The sequence below is a fragment of the Pontimicrobium aquaticum genome (assembly GCF_005047595.1).
In the GTDB taxonomy this organism is placed as follows: domain Bacteria; phylum Bacteroidota; class Bacteroidia; order Flavobacteriales; family Flavobacteriaceae; genus Pontimicrobium; species Pontimicrobium aquaticum.
Window position 1 is genome coordinate 203,787 of record NZ_SUPL01000001.1, and the last position, 15,269, is coordinate 219,055.

General features: G+C 31.6%; 13 protein-coding genes. 1 reads left to right on the plus strand and 12 read right to left on the minus strand.

Translation table 11 applies throughout. The features are described from left to right. Positions 1 to 4: 4 nt before the first annotated feature. From E5167_RS00955 to E5167_RS01005, 11 genes are all read right to left on the minus strand, one after another. The gene (locus E5167_RS00955) at positions 5 to 1,465 is read right to left on the minus strand and encodes an arginine decarboxylase (protein WP_136840105.1); all 1,461 of its coding nucleotides are present in this window, start codon (positions 1,463 to 1,465) and stop codon (positions 5 to 7) included. Positions 1,466 to 1,927: 462 nt separating this feature from the next. Beyond that, positions 1,928 to 2,122, minus strand: coding sequence for a cold-shock protein (locus tag E5167_RS00960; RefSeq protein ID WP_136840107.1), 195 nt, complete (start codon positions 2,120 to 2,122; stop codon positions 1,928 to 1,930). Positions 2,123 to 2,434: 312 nt separating this feature from the next. Next, positions 2,435 to 3,274 (minus strand): pseudouridine synthase, encoded by an 840-nt coding sequence (locus E5167_RS00965; protein WP_136840109.1) that lies wholly within the window; start codon positions 3,272 to 3,274, stop codon positions 2,435 to 2,437. Between the two features lie 38 nt (positions 3,275 to 3,312). Further along, a complete protein-coding gene (locus tag E5167_RS00970) occupies positions 3,313 to 4,263 on the minus strand; it encodes a carbon-nitrogen hydrolase family protein (RefSeq protein WP_136840111.1) in 951 nt (316 codons plus the stop codon). Then, positions 4,263 to 5,168 (minus strand): geranylgeranylglycerol-phosphate geranylgeranyltransferase, encoded by a 906-nt coding sequence (locus E5167_RS00975; protein WP_136840113.1) that lies wholly within the window; start codon positions 5,166 to 5,168, stop codon positions 4,263 to 4,265. Before E5167_RS00975 ends, E5167_RS00970 begins: the two co-directional genes overlap by 1 nt. Positions 5,169 to 5,178: 10 nt before the next feature. Next, positions 5,179 to 6,108: a mevalonate kinase family protein gene (locus tag E5167_RS00980; protein ID WP_136840115.1), complete on the minus strand. Its 930-nt coding sequence runs from the start codon at positions 6,106 to 6,108 to the stop codon at positions 5,179 to 5,181. Positions 6,109 to 6,165: 57 nt separating this feature from the next. Continuing rightward, positions 6,166 to 7,248 carry a diphosphomevalonate/mevalonate 3,5-bisphosphate decarboxylase family protein gene (locus E5167_RS00985; protein WP_136840117.1) on the minus strand — a complete coding sequence of 361 codons (1,083 nt, stop codon included), beginning with the start codon at positions 7,246 to 7,248 and terminating at the stop codon, positions 6,166 to 6,168. Between the two features lie 6 nt (positions 7,249 to 7,254). Beyond that, positions 7,255 to 7,788 (minus strand): DUF1697 domain-containing protein, encoded by a 534-nt coding sequence (locus E5167_RS00990; protein ID WP_136840119.1) that lies wholly within the window; start codon positions 7,786 to 7,788, stop codon positions 7,255 to 7,257. Next, complete coding sequence (locus E5167_RS00995) at positions 7,785 to 8,996, minus strand: BaiN/RdsA family NAD(P)/FAD-dependent oxidoreductase (RefSeq protein ID WP_136840121.1); 1,212 nt, start codon at positions 8,994 to 8,996, stop codon at positions 7,785 to 7,787. Before E5167_RS00995 ends, E5167_RS00990 begins: the two co-directional genes overlap by 4 nt. Beyond that, entirely contained in the window at positions 8,996 to 9,862 is an 867-nt protein-coding gene (locus E5167_RS01000) for an acyl-CoA thioesterase (protein WP_136840123.1), read from the minus strand. Before E5167_RS01000 ends, E5167_RS00995 begins: the two co-directional genes overlap by 1 nt. A gap of 15 nt (positions 9,863 to 9,877) precedes the next feature. Next, positions 9,878 to 10,576 carry an energy transducer TonB gene (locus E5167_RS01005; RefSeq protein WP_136840125.1) on the minus strand — a complete coding sequence of 233 codons (699 nt, stop codon included), beginning with the start codon at positions 10,574 to 10,576 and terminating at the stop codon, positions 9,878 to 9,880. A 173-nt stretch (positions 10,577 to 10,749) separates the two neighbouring features. Between E5167_RS01005 and E5167_RS01010 the strand changes: the two genes are divergently transcribed. Next, positions 10,750 to 11,559, plus strand: a complete 810-nt coding sequence (locus E5167_RS01010; RefSeq protein ID WP_239021912.1) for a hypothetical protein — start codon at positions 10,750 to 10,752, stop codon at positions 11,557 to 11,559. Here E5167_RS01010 and E5167_RS01015 read toward each other — a convergent pair. Beyond that, positions 11,556 to 15,263 (minus strand): metallophosphoesterase, encoded by a 3,708-nt coding sequence (locus E5167_RS01015; protein ID WP_136840127.1) that lies wholly within the window; start codon positions 15,261 to 15,263, stop codon positions 11,556 to 11,558. The genes E5167_RS01010 and E5167_RS01015 overlap by 4 nt on opposite strands. Between the last annotated feature and the right edge of the window lie 6 nt (positions 15,264 to 15,269).

Below are 15,269 nucleotides of genomic sequence, written 5' to 3' on the forward strand. Positions count from 1 at the left end.
TTTTTTATTTATCAGCTAACACTATGTTAGCATTTTTGTTTATTGTTTGTGTTGTGTTAATATCAGGTTTTGGATCGTAACCCAAAATTTTAAGTAAGTCTTCGCTTTTTTGTTGCTCACAAAAAAGCTCAGTCGTTATATTTCCTTCAGCATCTTTGTTAATTAAAACATGCTTTGGTGTTGGAATTAAGCAGTGTTGCAACCCTCCAAAACCTCCAATGGTTTCTTGATAAGCTCCTGTATTAAAAAAGCCTATATACAATGGTTTTTCTTTATTATACTTTGGCAAATAAATAGCATTCATATGTTGCTCACTATTATAATAATCGTCGCTATCGCAGGTTAAACCACCAAGTAACACACGCTCGTAACTATCATTCCAACGGTTTATAGGCAACATAATAAAGCGCTTATTAATAGCCCAAGTATCAGGAAGTGTTGTGATAAACGACGAGTTAATCATGTTCCATTTTTCACGGTCGTTTTGTTGCTTTTGGTATAGCACTTCGTAAATCGCGCCACCACTTTCACCTACTGTAAAACTTCCAAACTCTGTAAAAATATTTGGCACTTCAACACCTTCTTCTTCACAAGTAATATTGATTTGATTTACAATTTCATCTACAAGATATTCGTAATCAAAATCGAATGCTAATGAGTTTTTAATTGGAAATCCTCCTCCAATATTTAAGCTATCTAAACTTGGACAAATCTTTTTTAAGCTCGTATAAACCTTTAAACATTTTAATAATTCGTTCCAATAGTATGCATTATCTCGAATTCCTGTATTAATGAAAAAGTGAAGCATTTTAAGTTCAACTTTTTCATTATTTTGAATTTGATTTTTGTAAAAAGGTACGATGTTTTTGTAGCCAATTCCTAAGCGAGACGTATAGAATTCAAATTTTGGTTCTTCTTCAGATGCTATTCGTATTCCTATATTGAAGTTGCCATTGATTTCTTGTGATAACAAATCGATTTCCTCATAATTATCAATGATTGGAATACAGTTTTTATGTCCTTCATTAATAAGTCTTGCAATATTAGTAACATATTGCGCGCGCTTAAAACCGTTGCTAATAATATAGGTATTATTGTCAATTTTACCTTCACGCTTTAGATTTTCAACGATATCAATATCAAAAGCCGAAGAGGTTTCAATATGGATATCATTTTTTAACGCTTCATGCAACACATGCTTAAAATGCGAACTTTTAGTACAATAGCAATAGTTGTATTTACCTTTATAGTCATACTTTTCAATAGCAGCAGTAAACCATTGTTTTGCTCGTTGAATATTATTTGATATTTGTGGTAAATACGTGAATTTTAAAGGTGCTCCATACTGTTCAACCAATTGCATTAGGTTAACATTATGAAAGCGTAGTTTGTGTTCCGCAAGTTTAAATTCATCTTGTGGAAAATCGAATGTTTGATTGATTAGATCAATATATTTAGTATTCATTATTAGTTTAAAAAACGTGATTAATTAAAAATTGAAATAAGAAACGCTACGTTTCAAAAAAAACGGAAATAATAATGATGATATATCAAACCTGAAGTGGATTTTGTGTTGTTGGCACAAAACCATACATATGCTGACTAGCAGCGATTGGAGTAACGGAAGTTAGCTTTAAAATTCGGTCGCTTATCCTATAAGCTGCTTTTGAATATGACTTCCTAATTTTCAAAAGCCCGAACATAGAAACAGGTTTCAATTTGTTCAGCTAAATGCGTAGCAAATGTAATTTATTTTTTAATACGCAATACTTTTTTGTGATTTTTTTTGTTGCCTTTGAAAACCCTCTACTAAAATCTCCTTTTCAACAAAAAGGAGATTTTAAATTATAAAAAAAGACCGTTTGAAAAAACGGTCTTTTTTTATACATAATGCATTTCTTTATAAGACAAACATTATTTTTAGGGTTTAACTTATAACTTCAACGTTTATTGCGTTTAAACCTTTTCTACCTTGCTCAGTGTTATACTGAACTTTGTCATCTTCTCTAATTTCATCTGTTAAACCAGAATTATGTACGAAAATATCTTCACCTGTTTCTGATGATTTAATAAATCCAAATCCCTTGATATTGTCAAAAAATTTTACTGTGCCTTCTTGCATCTTTACTTAATTTTATAAATTATTAATTGTTATTTTCACAATAAAGAACATCCTAATTAAGAAAAGCATACTAAAAAATTATTAATGAAATTGAAAACAATTCATATAATTTAAAACACTATTGAAAAAGTAATTGTAAAATAAAATTGGAAAGAAGAGAAAAACTCGTAAAACTAATTGTACTATATACTACCTTAAAACTCTATAGGTATCTTTTATTGTGATGCAAAAATACAACATTTAACTTGCTCTATCTAATATTTTGACATAAATGTTGTTTTGCATATAAACGTTAAACAAAACTAAAAAACCTTAAAGCATCTTCAAGTTATTAACTTCTAGCTCGGTTAGGTGTTTCCAGTGACCACGAGGAATATCTTTTTTAGTAAGTTCAGCTATCATGACACAATCCACTTTAATAATGTCGTATTTAAAGTGTTCAAAAATGGTTCTAATAATGGTGTTTCCAGTGTTTTTAATTTTTAACCCTATTTCTCTTTTAGGAGCACCATCAATATAGCTTATATCTTCAACAGCAATTTCTTTTCCAGCTATTTTAAACCCTTCTTTTATTTGCTTAAGGTCTTCGTATTTTAAGTTTTTATCCAACTCGACATGAAATAATCTTGCCACTCCATTTTTAGAGTTGGTAAATTTATTATGCACAGCATCATCATTAGTAAATAATAATAATCCCGTAGAATTTCTACCTAATCGTCCTATTGGTTTTATACGCGAAGTGGTTGCGTTGGCCACTAAATCCATTACTGTTCTACCTTTACCTTCACTGGTAGTAGTAGCAAAACCTTTGGGTTTATTTAATAGTACATATGCTTTTTTCTCAGGGCTAATACGCGCACCATCATAACGAACTTCATCATCCAGTTTTACCTTATAACCCATTTCGGTAATTACTTTACCGTTTACAGTTACCAAACCAATAGCTATATGCTCATCGGCTTCACGACGTGAACACATGCCTGAATTAGCAATGTATTTATTTAATCTAATTTCGTTAGGATTAGGCGTGCTTTTTTGTTGAGGCTTTTTCTTTATTGGAGCATTTCCTCTTGCATAACTTTCCTTACGTGTGTGATTTGCACCACGTCCAGAAGGTTTTCCTTTTCTTTTATTATCTCGCTGTTTAGCCATTGCTTAAAATTTTTGCAAAGATACTACAATAGTTTGCATTAACTATTAAAATCTACGGTAGATTGACGCTCTCTATTCACACTTAGTTTTGTAACATCAGGACGTGAATAATGCCCAACAGGATCAAAGTTTTGACGCTCTTCATAGACACGATTAAAGTCAATGGTTTGCATAATTAACCCTTCTTTTTCTAGTACAGGTTCCATAATCCATTCGCCATCTGGTCCTGCAATACAACTACCACCATTAGCTAAGGTTTCAGGAGCATTTTGAAGTATTTGATTTAAATGAGGAGTGGCTCGTGGAAAATCACTTTTACTCATTAAACTAGACACAGACACCACGTATGAACGTGATTCTCGTGCTATAAAACGCGTAATATCTTTAGTGTTATGGTCGCTTCCAGGCCATACTGCGATATGCAAGTTTTCACCTAAGCCATAGAGCGCTGCTCTTGGTAATGGCATCCAGTTTTCCCAACAGTTTAATCCTCCAACGGTAAATTGTTTAAGAGGGTGTACCTGCAAACCATTGCCATCTCCAGGTGACCATGTTAAACGTTCATCGTAAGTTGGCTGTAGTTTTCTATGTACCGATTTTATCTCTCCTTTTTGATTGATATACACTAACGAGGCATACACACTATGTCCTCCTCTATCTAACGGACGTTCAATTACACCTAAGTAAATCGCCATTTTATGTTCTTTTGCTAATTGGCAAATACTATCTAAATCGCCATTTTCGATGGTAATAGAATTAGCAACATAATGTCTGTGTAATTCTTTATTAACTTTTTTATCCCATTCGGCGCCTCCTGTTAACGCTAACCAAAATGGATACCCAGGAATTAAACCTTCACCAAATACTATTAGCTCACATTGCTCTTTAGCAGCATCATTAATTGACTGCTCTACTTTTTTAATAGTTTCTTGCTTGTTTAACCATACAGGTGCAATTTGAGCCATGGCTATCTTTAAGGTGTTCTCCATTATAAAATTCGGTTTAAAACAACATTTATGTCAATTAATACTATGCTAAATACGCCAGCAACAATTATAAATTTCAATATGTTATGCAATAATAAATAATGTGATTTGCTGTTTGATTTCCATACTAAAATTAGAAAAATTAAAAGTAACACTACACTTAAATAAAAGAAATACGTCATGCGTCCTACTTGAAAATTGTAAATTAGTAAATAAGCTGGAATAAGTGTTAATATAGCTAAAATGGTAAGCATTACTTTAGACGTCTTCTCACCATAAACTATTGGTATGGTCTTATAACCTAGTGCTAAATCGCCTTTAATATTTTCGAGGTCTTTAGTGAGTTCTCTCATAGACAAAATTAAAAACAAAAACATGGCATGTACAAAAATGACAGATTCAAAATTCTTATAATAAATAAATACTGCAAAAAAGGGTGTAATAGTTAGTATTGCTGATGTTACATTACCAATAATTGGCATTTTCTTTAGTTTGTGCGAATAAAACCAGATACCAAAAATGTAAAACGAAAAGAAAATAACTGCCCTAAATGACACATAACTTGCAAAAATGACTGCGATAAAATTCAACACAAAATAAAACACTAGTTTGGTGTTTTGACTTACCAATCTGTCTAACATAGATTTTTGAGGACGATTGATTAGGTCTTTCTCTGAATCGTAAAAATTATTAATAATATAACCACTTGCAATAGTTGTTGCTGAGGCGAGAATAATCATAAGTAAATTCAAATCGAAAACGACAGATTTTATTGGTTTGTCGTGAGCAAGTATATATATTGCTGATAAATACTGTGCTATAATAACGATGAGTACATTGTAACCTCTAACGACAGAAAACATACTGAAAAACTTCAGTAAAACGTGTTTTTGTTGTCTAGAAAACATATGAAGGTATTTAGAAGTTATAGACTACTTCTAATTTATAATCGGATAATGATTTTTGGGCTTTATCAAAGTCTTCAGTGAAACCTAAAATATAACCTCCTCCTCCAGAACCACAGAGTTTTAAATAATAGTCGTTGGTTTCAAGTCCCTTTTTCCATAACTCATGAAATTGTTTAGGAATCATAGGTTTAAAATGGTTCAATACGACTTTAGATAGTTGCTTTGTATTACTAAATAACGATTTAATATCGCCTTTCAAGAAGTCTTCAACACAAGCATCTGTATGTTTTATAAATTGATCTTTAAGCATTTTTCGGAAACCTTCTTGCTTCATGTTTTCCATAAAAATACCAACCATTGGTGCTGTTTCTCCAATAATGCCACTATCTAATAAAAACACAGCTCCTTTTCCATTACTTTGCTGTGATGGAATTCCAGTGGCTTCAATATTATCTTTGGAGTTGATAAGAATTGGAATACTTAAATAACTATTTAAAGGATCTAGACCAGAAGATTTTCCATGGAAAAAAGATTCCATTTCAGAAAATATAGTCTTTAATTTTAATAGCTTTTCACGAGTTAAGTTCTCTAAAACCGTTATTTTATCTTGAGCGTATTTATCGTAAATAGCTGCTACTAAAGCACCACTACTACCAACACCATATCCTTGTGGAATTGAGGAATCAAAATACATTCCAGAATTCACATCGGCTTTAAGCGATTTAAAATCAAAAGACACTAAATCAACATCTATGGTTTCTAAATAGTTGACAAATGATTTTAGGTTTTTATTAGAAATAATTGCATGTTCTGATGGGTTATCGTCTTTCTTCAATGCACCATTGTAGAAACTATAAGGAATAGAAAGTCCCTTAGAATCTTTAATGATTCCGTACTCTCCAAAGAGTAATATTTTTGAATAAAATAAGGGTCCTTTCATAAGTGTTATACTATTTTGTTTAACAATATAGTAATATTTTTAAACATTTATACAAATCTAACTAATTTTTTTAGCACCAAAGCCAATTCTGTCACAAATATAATGACCATTTTGGCAATACACAACTAACTCATTATTAATGAATTCATAAATCTCTTTCGCCTCCTTTTCTGGATATAAAATATGTACGTTTGCTCCTGCATCTAAAGTAAAGCAAATATGCAAACCTGTGTCTTGTCTAAAACGCCAAATTTTATTGATTATTTCAAGTGTATTAGGCTTCATTAAAATAAAATATGGCATACTTGTCATCATCATTCCATGGAGCGTTAGAGCCTCGCTTTCAACAATTTTAATAAACGATTTTAAATCTCCTTCTTTAAATATGCTTACCAACTTAGAGAGATTTTCATGAGCTTGTGCAAAACGCTGTTCAGCAAAAGGATGGTTATGCATTAAGTTATGGCCTACTGTACTACTTACTTGCTTTTCGCCTTTATCAACCAACAAAATCGTATCATGATAGTTTTTAAAATTCTCGTGAACTTCAAAAGGATATTTTACACCAAATAAATCGGAACTATTAGGAATCTCTTTATGATTCCCCCAAACTATTAAATCACCCTCAATACTTCTGCAAGCACTACCAGAACCTAATCGCGCTAAAAATGATGCCTTTTGGTTGAAAAACTCGTCAGATATTTCAGGGTTTAACGCTTTTTCCATACTCATTAAACAAAGTGACAATGCACTCATTCCTGATGCCGAAGATGCAATACCTGAACTGTGGGGGAATGTGTTTTTTGTATCTATTACAAAATGATAGTCTCTTAAAAAAGGTACATATACTTCAATTCGCTCTAAAAAAGTTTGGATTTTTGGTTTAAAATCATCCTTTTTTTCTCCATCTAGGAATATTTCAAAAGAAAAGTCAGTATTATTTTCTTTTTTCGAACATGTTAAAGTTGTAGTTGTCTTACATGCGTCAAGTGTAAAACTAATGGAAGGATTTGCTGGAATTTGCTGTTTCTTTTTTCCCCAATATTTTACTAGAGCTATATTACTAGGTGAAGACCAAGAGTATTTATCTCCTACAAAATTTTTATTATAATTTTTTAATATAAAGTCTTTCTCTGCCATTATTTATTAATCTACTGACAAAGATAACAACTTTAACATTGTGTTGTAATTTCTTGCTGTGGCATATGTGTTGAGTTTTCGTTCAAAAAATTTGGCATCAAATTTTGACTGACCAAAACCATTCGCCGAATAATAATAAATAAAATCTTCAATAATTTGATACGCTTCTCCTTCGTAAATCTTTTCTGAAGTAATTTTTACTAACTCTTTATCTGGAGTATTGTGCAACATTATAAAGTAACTAGCCTTTTTTTCGTCTTCTGAAAATGGAGAATTATTAAAAATACGTTGTAAATCTTGTCTGGTTTTAACTAAAACAGACACTTCAAATCCAAAATAATTTGTAATAGCCTCCTTAACTGTTTTTTCAATTTTTAGATTACTTTTTTCTGAAGATTGTAAAATCACATTACCGCTTTGAATATAGGTGCGTACATTTTTAAATCCAGATTGAGAAAACAATTCACGCAACTCTGCCATTGGCACTTTTTTATGCCCTCCAACATTAATTCCTTTTAAAAGCGCAATGTATGTACTCATTTTGACATGGCTTTGGCTGCAATATAAGCTCCTGTCCAAGCATTTTGAAAGTTAAAACCTCCAGTTATAGCATCGATATTAATAACCTCTCCAGCAAAATATAAATTGTTATGTAATTTACTCTCAAAGGTTCTAAAATTGATTTCTTTTAAATTCACTCCTCCAGCTGTTACAAACTCTTCTTTAAAAGTACTTTTTCCATCTACACTAAAAACAGCTTGAGTAAGTTGCGAAGCTAAATTTTCTAATTGCCCTTTGTTTAAATCTGCCCAACGAGTTTCTCGATTCATATTGGAAGCTAAAACCAGTTTTTGCCATAGGCGCTTTGGCAGCTCAAACTGTGTAGATTTATAAACTGTTTTCTTTGCAAATTCCTGTTTAAACTCTTTCAAATTATCTAAACAATCTTCAAGTGATTGTCTTATAAAATTGACTTCTATTTTGAATTTATAATTGCGTTTAGCTAGCTCTATCGCTCCAAATGCAGACAGCTTTAAAATTGAAGGCGCGCTCATTCCAACATGTGTAATTAGCAAAGGACCTTCGCTCCAAAGATTAGTTTCTAGGACTTTAACCTCAACATTTTGAGCGACTACACCAGGAATATCTTTAATGCGCTCATCCTTAATATCGAATGTAAAAAGTGATGGAACAGGTTGCAAAATAGTGTGACCTAATCCTTCAAGTAATTGCCAAATCTTAGTATTGCTTCCTGTTGCAATTAATAATTTTTTAGAAAAAAAATTTCCTTGAGACGTTTCTAATTGCCAATAGTTTTCTTCTTTTTGAATTGACTTTACCGAATGATTATATAAAACTTCTACTTGATGCTTTTTTGCTTCATTTAAGAAGCAATCTATAATGGTTTGAGAAGAATCTGTAATAGGAAACATACGTCCATCTTCCTCAATTTTTAATTCTACGCCACGCTTTTCAAACCACTCTATAGTATCACCTGTCATGAATTGATGAAAAGGTCCCAACAATTCTTTTTCTCCACGAGGATAATTGAGTACTAACTCTGAAGGAATAAACTCGGCATGTGTGACATTGCATCGACCACCACCTGAAACTCTAACTTTATGCAAACCTTCTTTTCCGCGTTCAAGAATGGTAACTTTTAATTTAGGGTTTTGTTCAGCAATATTGATAGCTGCAAAAAAACCTGCGGCTCCACCACCAACTATAATAACATCGTAATGTTTCATTATTTATGTATTGGTCTCATTAATCCTTCTTGAGCTACTGAAGCAATTAATTTTCCTTCTCTAGAAAAAATATTGCCTTTTGCAAATCCTCTAGCATTAGATGTGTTAGGTGATTCAATAGAATATAGTAACCAATCATCAAAATCAAAGTCTCTAAAATACCACATCGAGTGGTCTAAACTTGCTGTTTGTGTATTTCCCCAATGAGCTTTACTGGCATGACGATTCATAGCTGCTGCTAAAATATTATAATCGGAAATATAGGTAAGTATTTGTTGCTTTACTGCTAAATCTAGTTGTGTTGGATTTCCTTTTAATTTAAACCACACATTCGTGAATGGTGGTAAATCTTCTTTATTAAAAGGGTTAACAACCTCAACAGGTTTAAACTCTACAGGTCTGTCAACCTGCAAAAACTCTTTGGTTCTTGGAGGGATTACTTCGCCAAACTGCTCTAACATATCTGTCCAACTCAACAACTCTTCTGGTTGTTTAATAGTATTATTCATTTCTATTTGATGATTATAACCCTCTTCTTTTTTATGAAATGAAGCTGATAAAATAAATATAGTTGTTTCTTTTTGATGTGCTGTTACTCTACGTACTGAGAAGCTTCCACCATCTCTAACAATACTAACATTATAAGTTATGGGCAACTCTAAATTTCCAGCTTCCAAAAAATAAGAATGCATAGAGTGTAATATTCTACCATTAGTAATCGTTCTACAAGCTGCATTTATTGCTTGCGCCAAAACCTGACCTCCAAACACATTTGGACTCCCAACGGTTTTACTTATACCATTATATTCATTATTGCCTACCTTTTTTAAGGTTAAGATGTTTAGTAAATCATCAACAGTCGTCATTATTAATCATTTTTATTAATTCTTTATTGCCTTTTTAAGCTCCCTATCAGTTAAAGGTCTTGTTAATTCATTTCTGACTCTTATTTTTTTATACATCATTCTTCTACGCTCAACACCAAAAAAACCGACCTTTATATGTGCTAAAAAAATCTTATCTAATTCGTTAAACTTTTTTAAATCAAATTCGGCTCCTTTATCATCTCCCAAGACCTTTTTAATTGCTGCCCTTTCAAAATAAAACCTAGCCTCATCTTTATATTTTTCAACAAATTTATTGTACATTTTTAAAGCTTTTTCATATTTTCCCTTTTCATTTAATCGCTTTGCTTTACTATAATCATCATTAAATGTACCCTTCTTATTTATAAAGTGAAATTTAATTTTATAGGTATAACTTGCTTCTTTTCCATGAATTAAAGTTGGGTTCCATAAACCATCCGTTTTTTGCACTGCCAACATAGCGTTTAATCCATTGGTTTTACTGCTATTAATTTCAGGAACAACATCTATTACTTCACCTTTTTCATTAATTGTAAAAGAAATTATTACTGTACCATCGCCTGTTTCTTTATTCCCATTAAACATGAAGAATTTTGATGTAATAAATTCACTAACATCTTCTTCCTTGAAAGTAGCTCGGGTAAATTCTTCTTGAGAAACTATACTAGCACAATACATTAAAAGTATTATAAATAAAAAAGTGTAGTGTTTCATAACTAGTAGCGCTTTTATTGCTCTTAAAAGTAAGAAAACTATATAGTTTTTTGTGAATGTATTATGTAGTTTTAATAAAAAGATTCACTTAGATATAAATTTATAAATAGTTTAGCATTTTAAATTTTATATTACCTTATTATCTCAATATATTGATATTAAACCCAATATTTATGATGTTGCAAATTCATCAACTAATTATCTTTTTTCTTTTTTTTACCTCTTGCGATACAGGAGAGCTTACTGTAATTGCTGATTTACCTAACGATTTAAAAGAAATTTCTGCAACTGAAACTTTACCAAACTCCAATTTAATTTGGGTTATTGAAGATGCAGGAAACAAAAACAATATTTATGGTTTAAATACTAAAGGAAAGATTATAAAAGATATTGATGTCAATAACGCTAGTAATATAGATTGGGAAGATTTAACCTCAGATAGTTTTGGCAATTTATACATTGGTGATTTTGGAAATAACAGTAAAAACAGAGATGATTTTACTATTTATAAAATTGCAAATACAAATACTGCTGAAAATAAAATTACTGCAGAGAGGATCAATTTTATACTTCCAAAGGACATGAAATCTAAAGATTTTGAAGCCTTTTTTCTTTTAAATAATCACTTTTATATTTTCAGTAAAGAAAATAAATCTAGTGTGCTTATAAAAGTTCCTAATAAAATAGGAAAGCATACTGCAGAATTAGTGATTGATTTTAATTTAGATGGCAAACACCACAAAATAACTTCGGCTGATGTTAGTGATGATGGTAAAACCATTATACTTTTAAACCATGACAAACTATGGAAAATTACCGATTTTAAAGATGATGCTTTTTTTAAAGGCACTATTGAAGAATTACCCTTTGAGCACGACTCACAAAAAGAAGGTGTTTGTTTTTTAAGTAAGACGGAAGTTTACATTACAGATGAAAAAAACAAAGGTGAAGGTGGTAACTTATATCTTTTTAATATGAATTAAAAACTTAACCCAAACCCAAAAGAAAATCGAAATCCTTCAGCACTATTAAAGAAATTAAAAGTACCTGATAAACTTTCGGCTGCTGTTATCCACAAACCACCACCATAATCGTTGTGCCATTTGTTTGAGTTTTTACCTCTTAACCAAACCCTACCAACATCAGCTCCTCCAAAAACACCTATTTGTAATGGTAATATATTAGTTTTAAATGATGGAAAACTATACCTAAGATCTGCACTTCCAACAAACGAGCTTTTACCTGTAAAACGCTCAGTTCTATAACCTCTTAACCCATTATTACCTCCAATATTAGCAGCTTGATAAAACACAAGTTCATCACCAAATCTTACTTGGGTTCTTACATCTGTTTTTAGTACCAGTTTTTTATTTTTTGATAACGCATTATAAAACCCTAGATCAGAATTAATAAAGCCGTAGGTGTTTTTAGTATCCTTAAATTCGGTTTTACCACCAATATTCAACATGAAGTTCATCCCTCTCGAAGGGTTTATAGTATTATCAAAACTTTTGTAGTTATATTCTATTTCTACACCTCCAAATAAGCGTCTTTTGTAAAATTCGGTATTAATTTCAGGAGCAAATTCTGATATAAATCGATCTTTGGTTTCTTCAATTTCTATACCTTCAAAAATCGTTCTAATTCCAAAGTCGCTACCAAAACCACCTTTTTTCACAACGCCTATTTTAGTGGCAATAATGCCTGTTTTAACCCTATTAAAGTCTAAATCATCTTCATTGTTTTCTGTTTCATTACCATAGCCAAAAAAGTTATTAGTAAAATTCTCTGAAGTAAATGTTCCAGATACATTTAAATTCCAATCTTGAAATATATTTGCAAACTCTCCATTATAATTGAGAGCAAAACCTTTAGTTGCAAAAAAGTAACCACCTTTAAAGCGATGTTGTTGTGAAAAAGGGTTTCGCTGAAAGCCCTTAACCGTTTTTACAAACGAGACACCTAATTGAAACCCATCATCTGGGTTATAACCCATATTTGGGGTGATGATTGATGCTTTTGTAATGTTTTTATTAAAATCAAAAAGATTTAGAGTATAGATATCGGTAAATTTTATTTGCCCTCCCTTATTTTCTTGTATTGTGTTTTCTTTATATTTATGGTCATACACTTTAATACGCCTGCCATTTTTTATAATATAAGTGTCATTTCCTTGACCTCCAATAAGTCTTGTATAGATTAAATTATTTGCTTTTCCTGTAACTTTAAAAACATCTTTATCATCTAAACCGTAAATCCAAATCTCTTTAGTAATATCCCTATGGAATGTTTTATCAACCAAAACCTCACCTTTTTCACCATCAATAATTCTTGAGATTTTTATGTGAGTTTCTTTATTGCCTGTTCGGGTTACTTCAATATAATCGTCCTTATCTGTACCTTTAAGAATCACTAATTCGCTTAAATAATTGTAATATCGTATTGCAATATCTTGCAGGTTAGCATGTCTTCCTTTAAATTTTTGCTTGATATCTTTTAATGTTTCATCCTGCACTGATTCTGGTACTTTTGAGAACGCTAAATCAATAACCTCATCTGTAATATTGTCTTGTAAAAATTTAGCTTGTTCTAACCACTTATTTTTATTTGCTTGTTGAATAAGAACTCGGTCTAATTTAATTCCTGCACTATTCATCCACTCAATATCTCTTAATTCTTCGTCATACACCTGAAGTTGCTTTGTAGGCCCCGAAATAATTTTCATAACCCCTAATAATGCACCATCAAAATTTGAAAACACCTGATCCCTATCCCTTGGAATTGGTTTAAAGTAGGTATCGCCATTTTCCAAATCAAATTGTGCCCATTGCCATTGGTCTTGGTGCCTATCCCAATCGCCAATTAGCATATCAAAAAGGCGTGCTCTTACAAAAGCATCTTCATCTATTTTATACTTTTCGTCTTTACGGATTTTTTTTATAATATCATATGTGCTTTTAACATCATTAACATACCCAAAGTTTTTTTCTTTAGCATAATTTTTTTCCGGACGCTCCTCAATAGTATATAATTCTCCTCCAAATTCTTCATTATATATTCCTAAGGCTTCATGCTTAGGAATATAATATAGTTGTGGATTGGTATGATAGACTTTTGCTGCTTCTGACAAATCTGGCACTACAGTAAACGCATAAGGATGTGCAGCTGTATAAAAATCTAGAACAAGATTTTCTACTGTTGTTTTCTCAAACTCATCTTGTATATATGTGTCTTTAAAAAGTACTGTTTGTAAATATTGTGTTGCGCTTTTACGAAGTGCTCTCATATTAAGTTCTTTTCCATCTTTGGCTCTTAATCGGAGTGAACGTGTTTGATGACCCCCACCTTTCCTTACAACTTCTAACCCTCCATAAAGCGTGTCGAGAGTAGCTACCTTAGCTTTAATTTTTGTGCTATAAATATCACGATAATGGTTTCCCCAAAGCGATTTAAAGAACCCTGTTTTATCGGTTTCTTCTTTGGTGTAAATAGACACTTCTATTTCTTGAGGGAAGCTTTTTGGTAGCTTAAATTTAGAAACATCAAACTCTTTTCTTGGTTTAAACACTTCTTTTTGATAGAGTAGCTTAGCTTTTCCATTTTCCACTCCATGAAATTTCACCCAACTACTTCCATCCTTAAAAACGGTTAACTCAGCAAAGCCTTGTTTGCCATATGAGAACAATCCGTTTTTACCCAATGAGGCTACAGATTCTTTAGACCCTGAACCAGATACTATTTGTTTTATAGATTTATTTTCTATGTACTGTAATGAATGCTCATGACCTGAAACAAAAACCACATTTTTGGCATTTAAAGTCATTGTTTCCAACCTATTCATTAACTTATTGTAACGTTCATTATAACGATCTTGTATTGAAACGCCTCCTTGGGTTCTTACTTGTGCTAAAAGTGATGCTATAATTGGAACAGGAATTTTCTTTTGCGTTGGAAAAATATGCTTTGAAGCATTATAATAACCTCCATGAATGCCATTGGTGTACATTGGATGGTGCATTGCAAAAATCACCGTTTTATTTTGTGCCTTTTTTAATTCACCTTCAATTTCTTCAAATAATCGTTCTCTAGTTTTAATTTCACAATCGTCATTAATGGTTGGGTTATCGTTCCAGTTTTCTAGATACCACTGAGTATCTATAATAATTAATTGAATTGTTTCACCTATATCTACACTTTTTAAGGGGCAACCATCTTCTGGCAAAAAGGTATTTTTACCTAATGCTTCTTCTATATACTTTTCTTCGCGTTTTAAACCTTTAAGTTTGTTTGAATACCAATCATGATTCCCAGGGATAAAAATGGTAGTTCCTTTAAAATTCTCAACAGCATTTATTTGTGCATTTAATGCGTTTTCGGCACTTGCTCTTCCTTTTTGATTTTTATCAGGTAACCCTGACGGATAAATGTTGTCTCCCAAAAAAATGGTATAGTCTCCCTTTGTTTCCTTATCTGAAATATACGATTGAAACGTTTTTAAACCATCCGAAAGATTGTTTTTTGGAGACAAACCAGCATCTCCAATAAGGTAAAATGTTTTATCTATTTCTTTATCTGGAAAATTGTTTTGAAACTTATCTGCATTTGCATATTGTACTTTATGAGTTGCACATGCATTGAATAACAACGATAAAAAAAAGACAGCTATTATTTTAGCATTTAATTTCATTAAGGA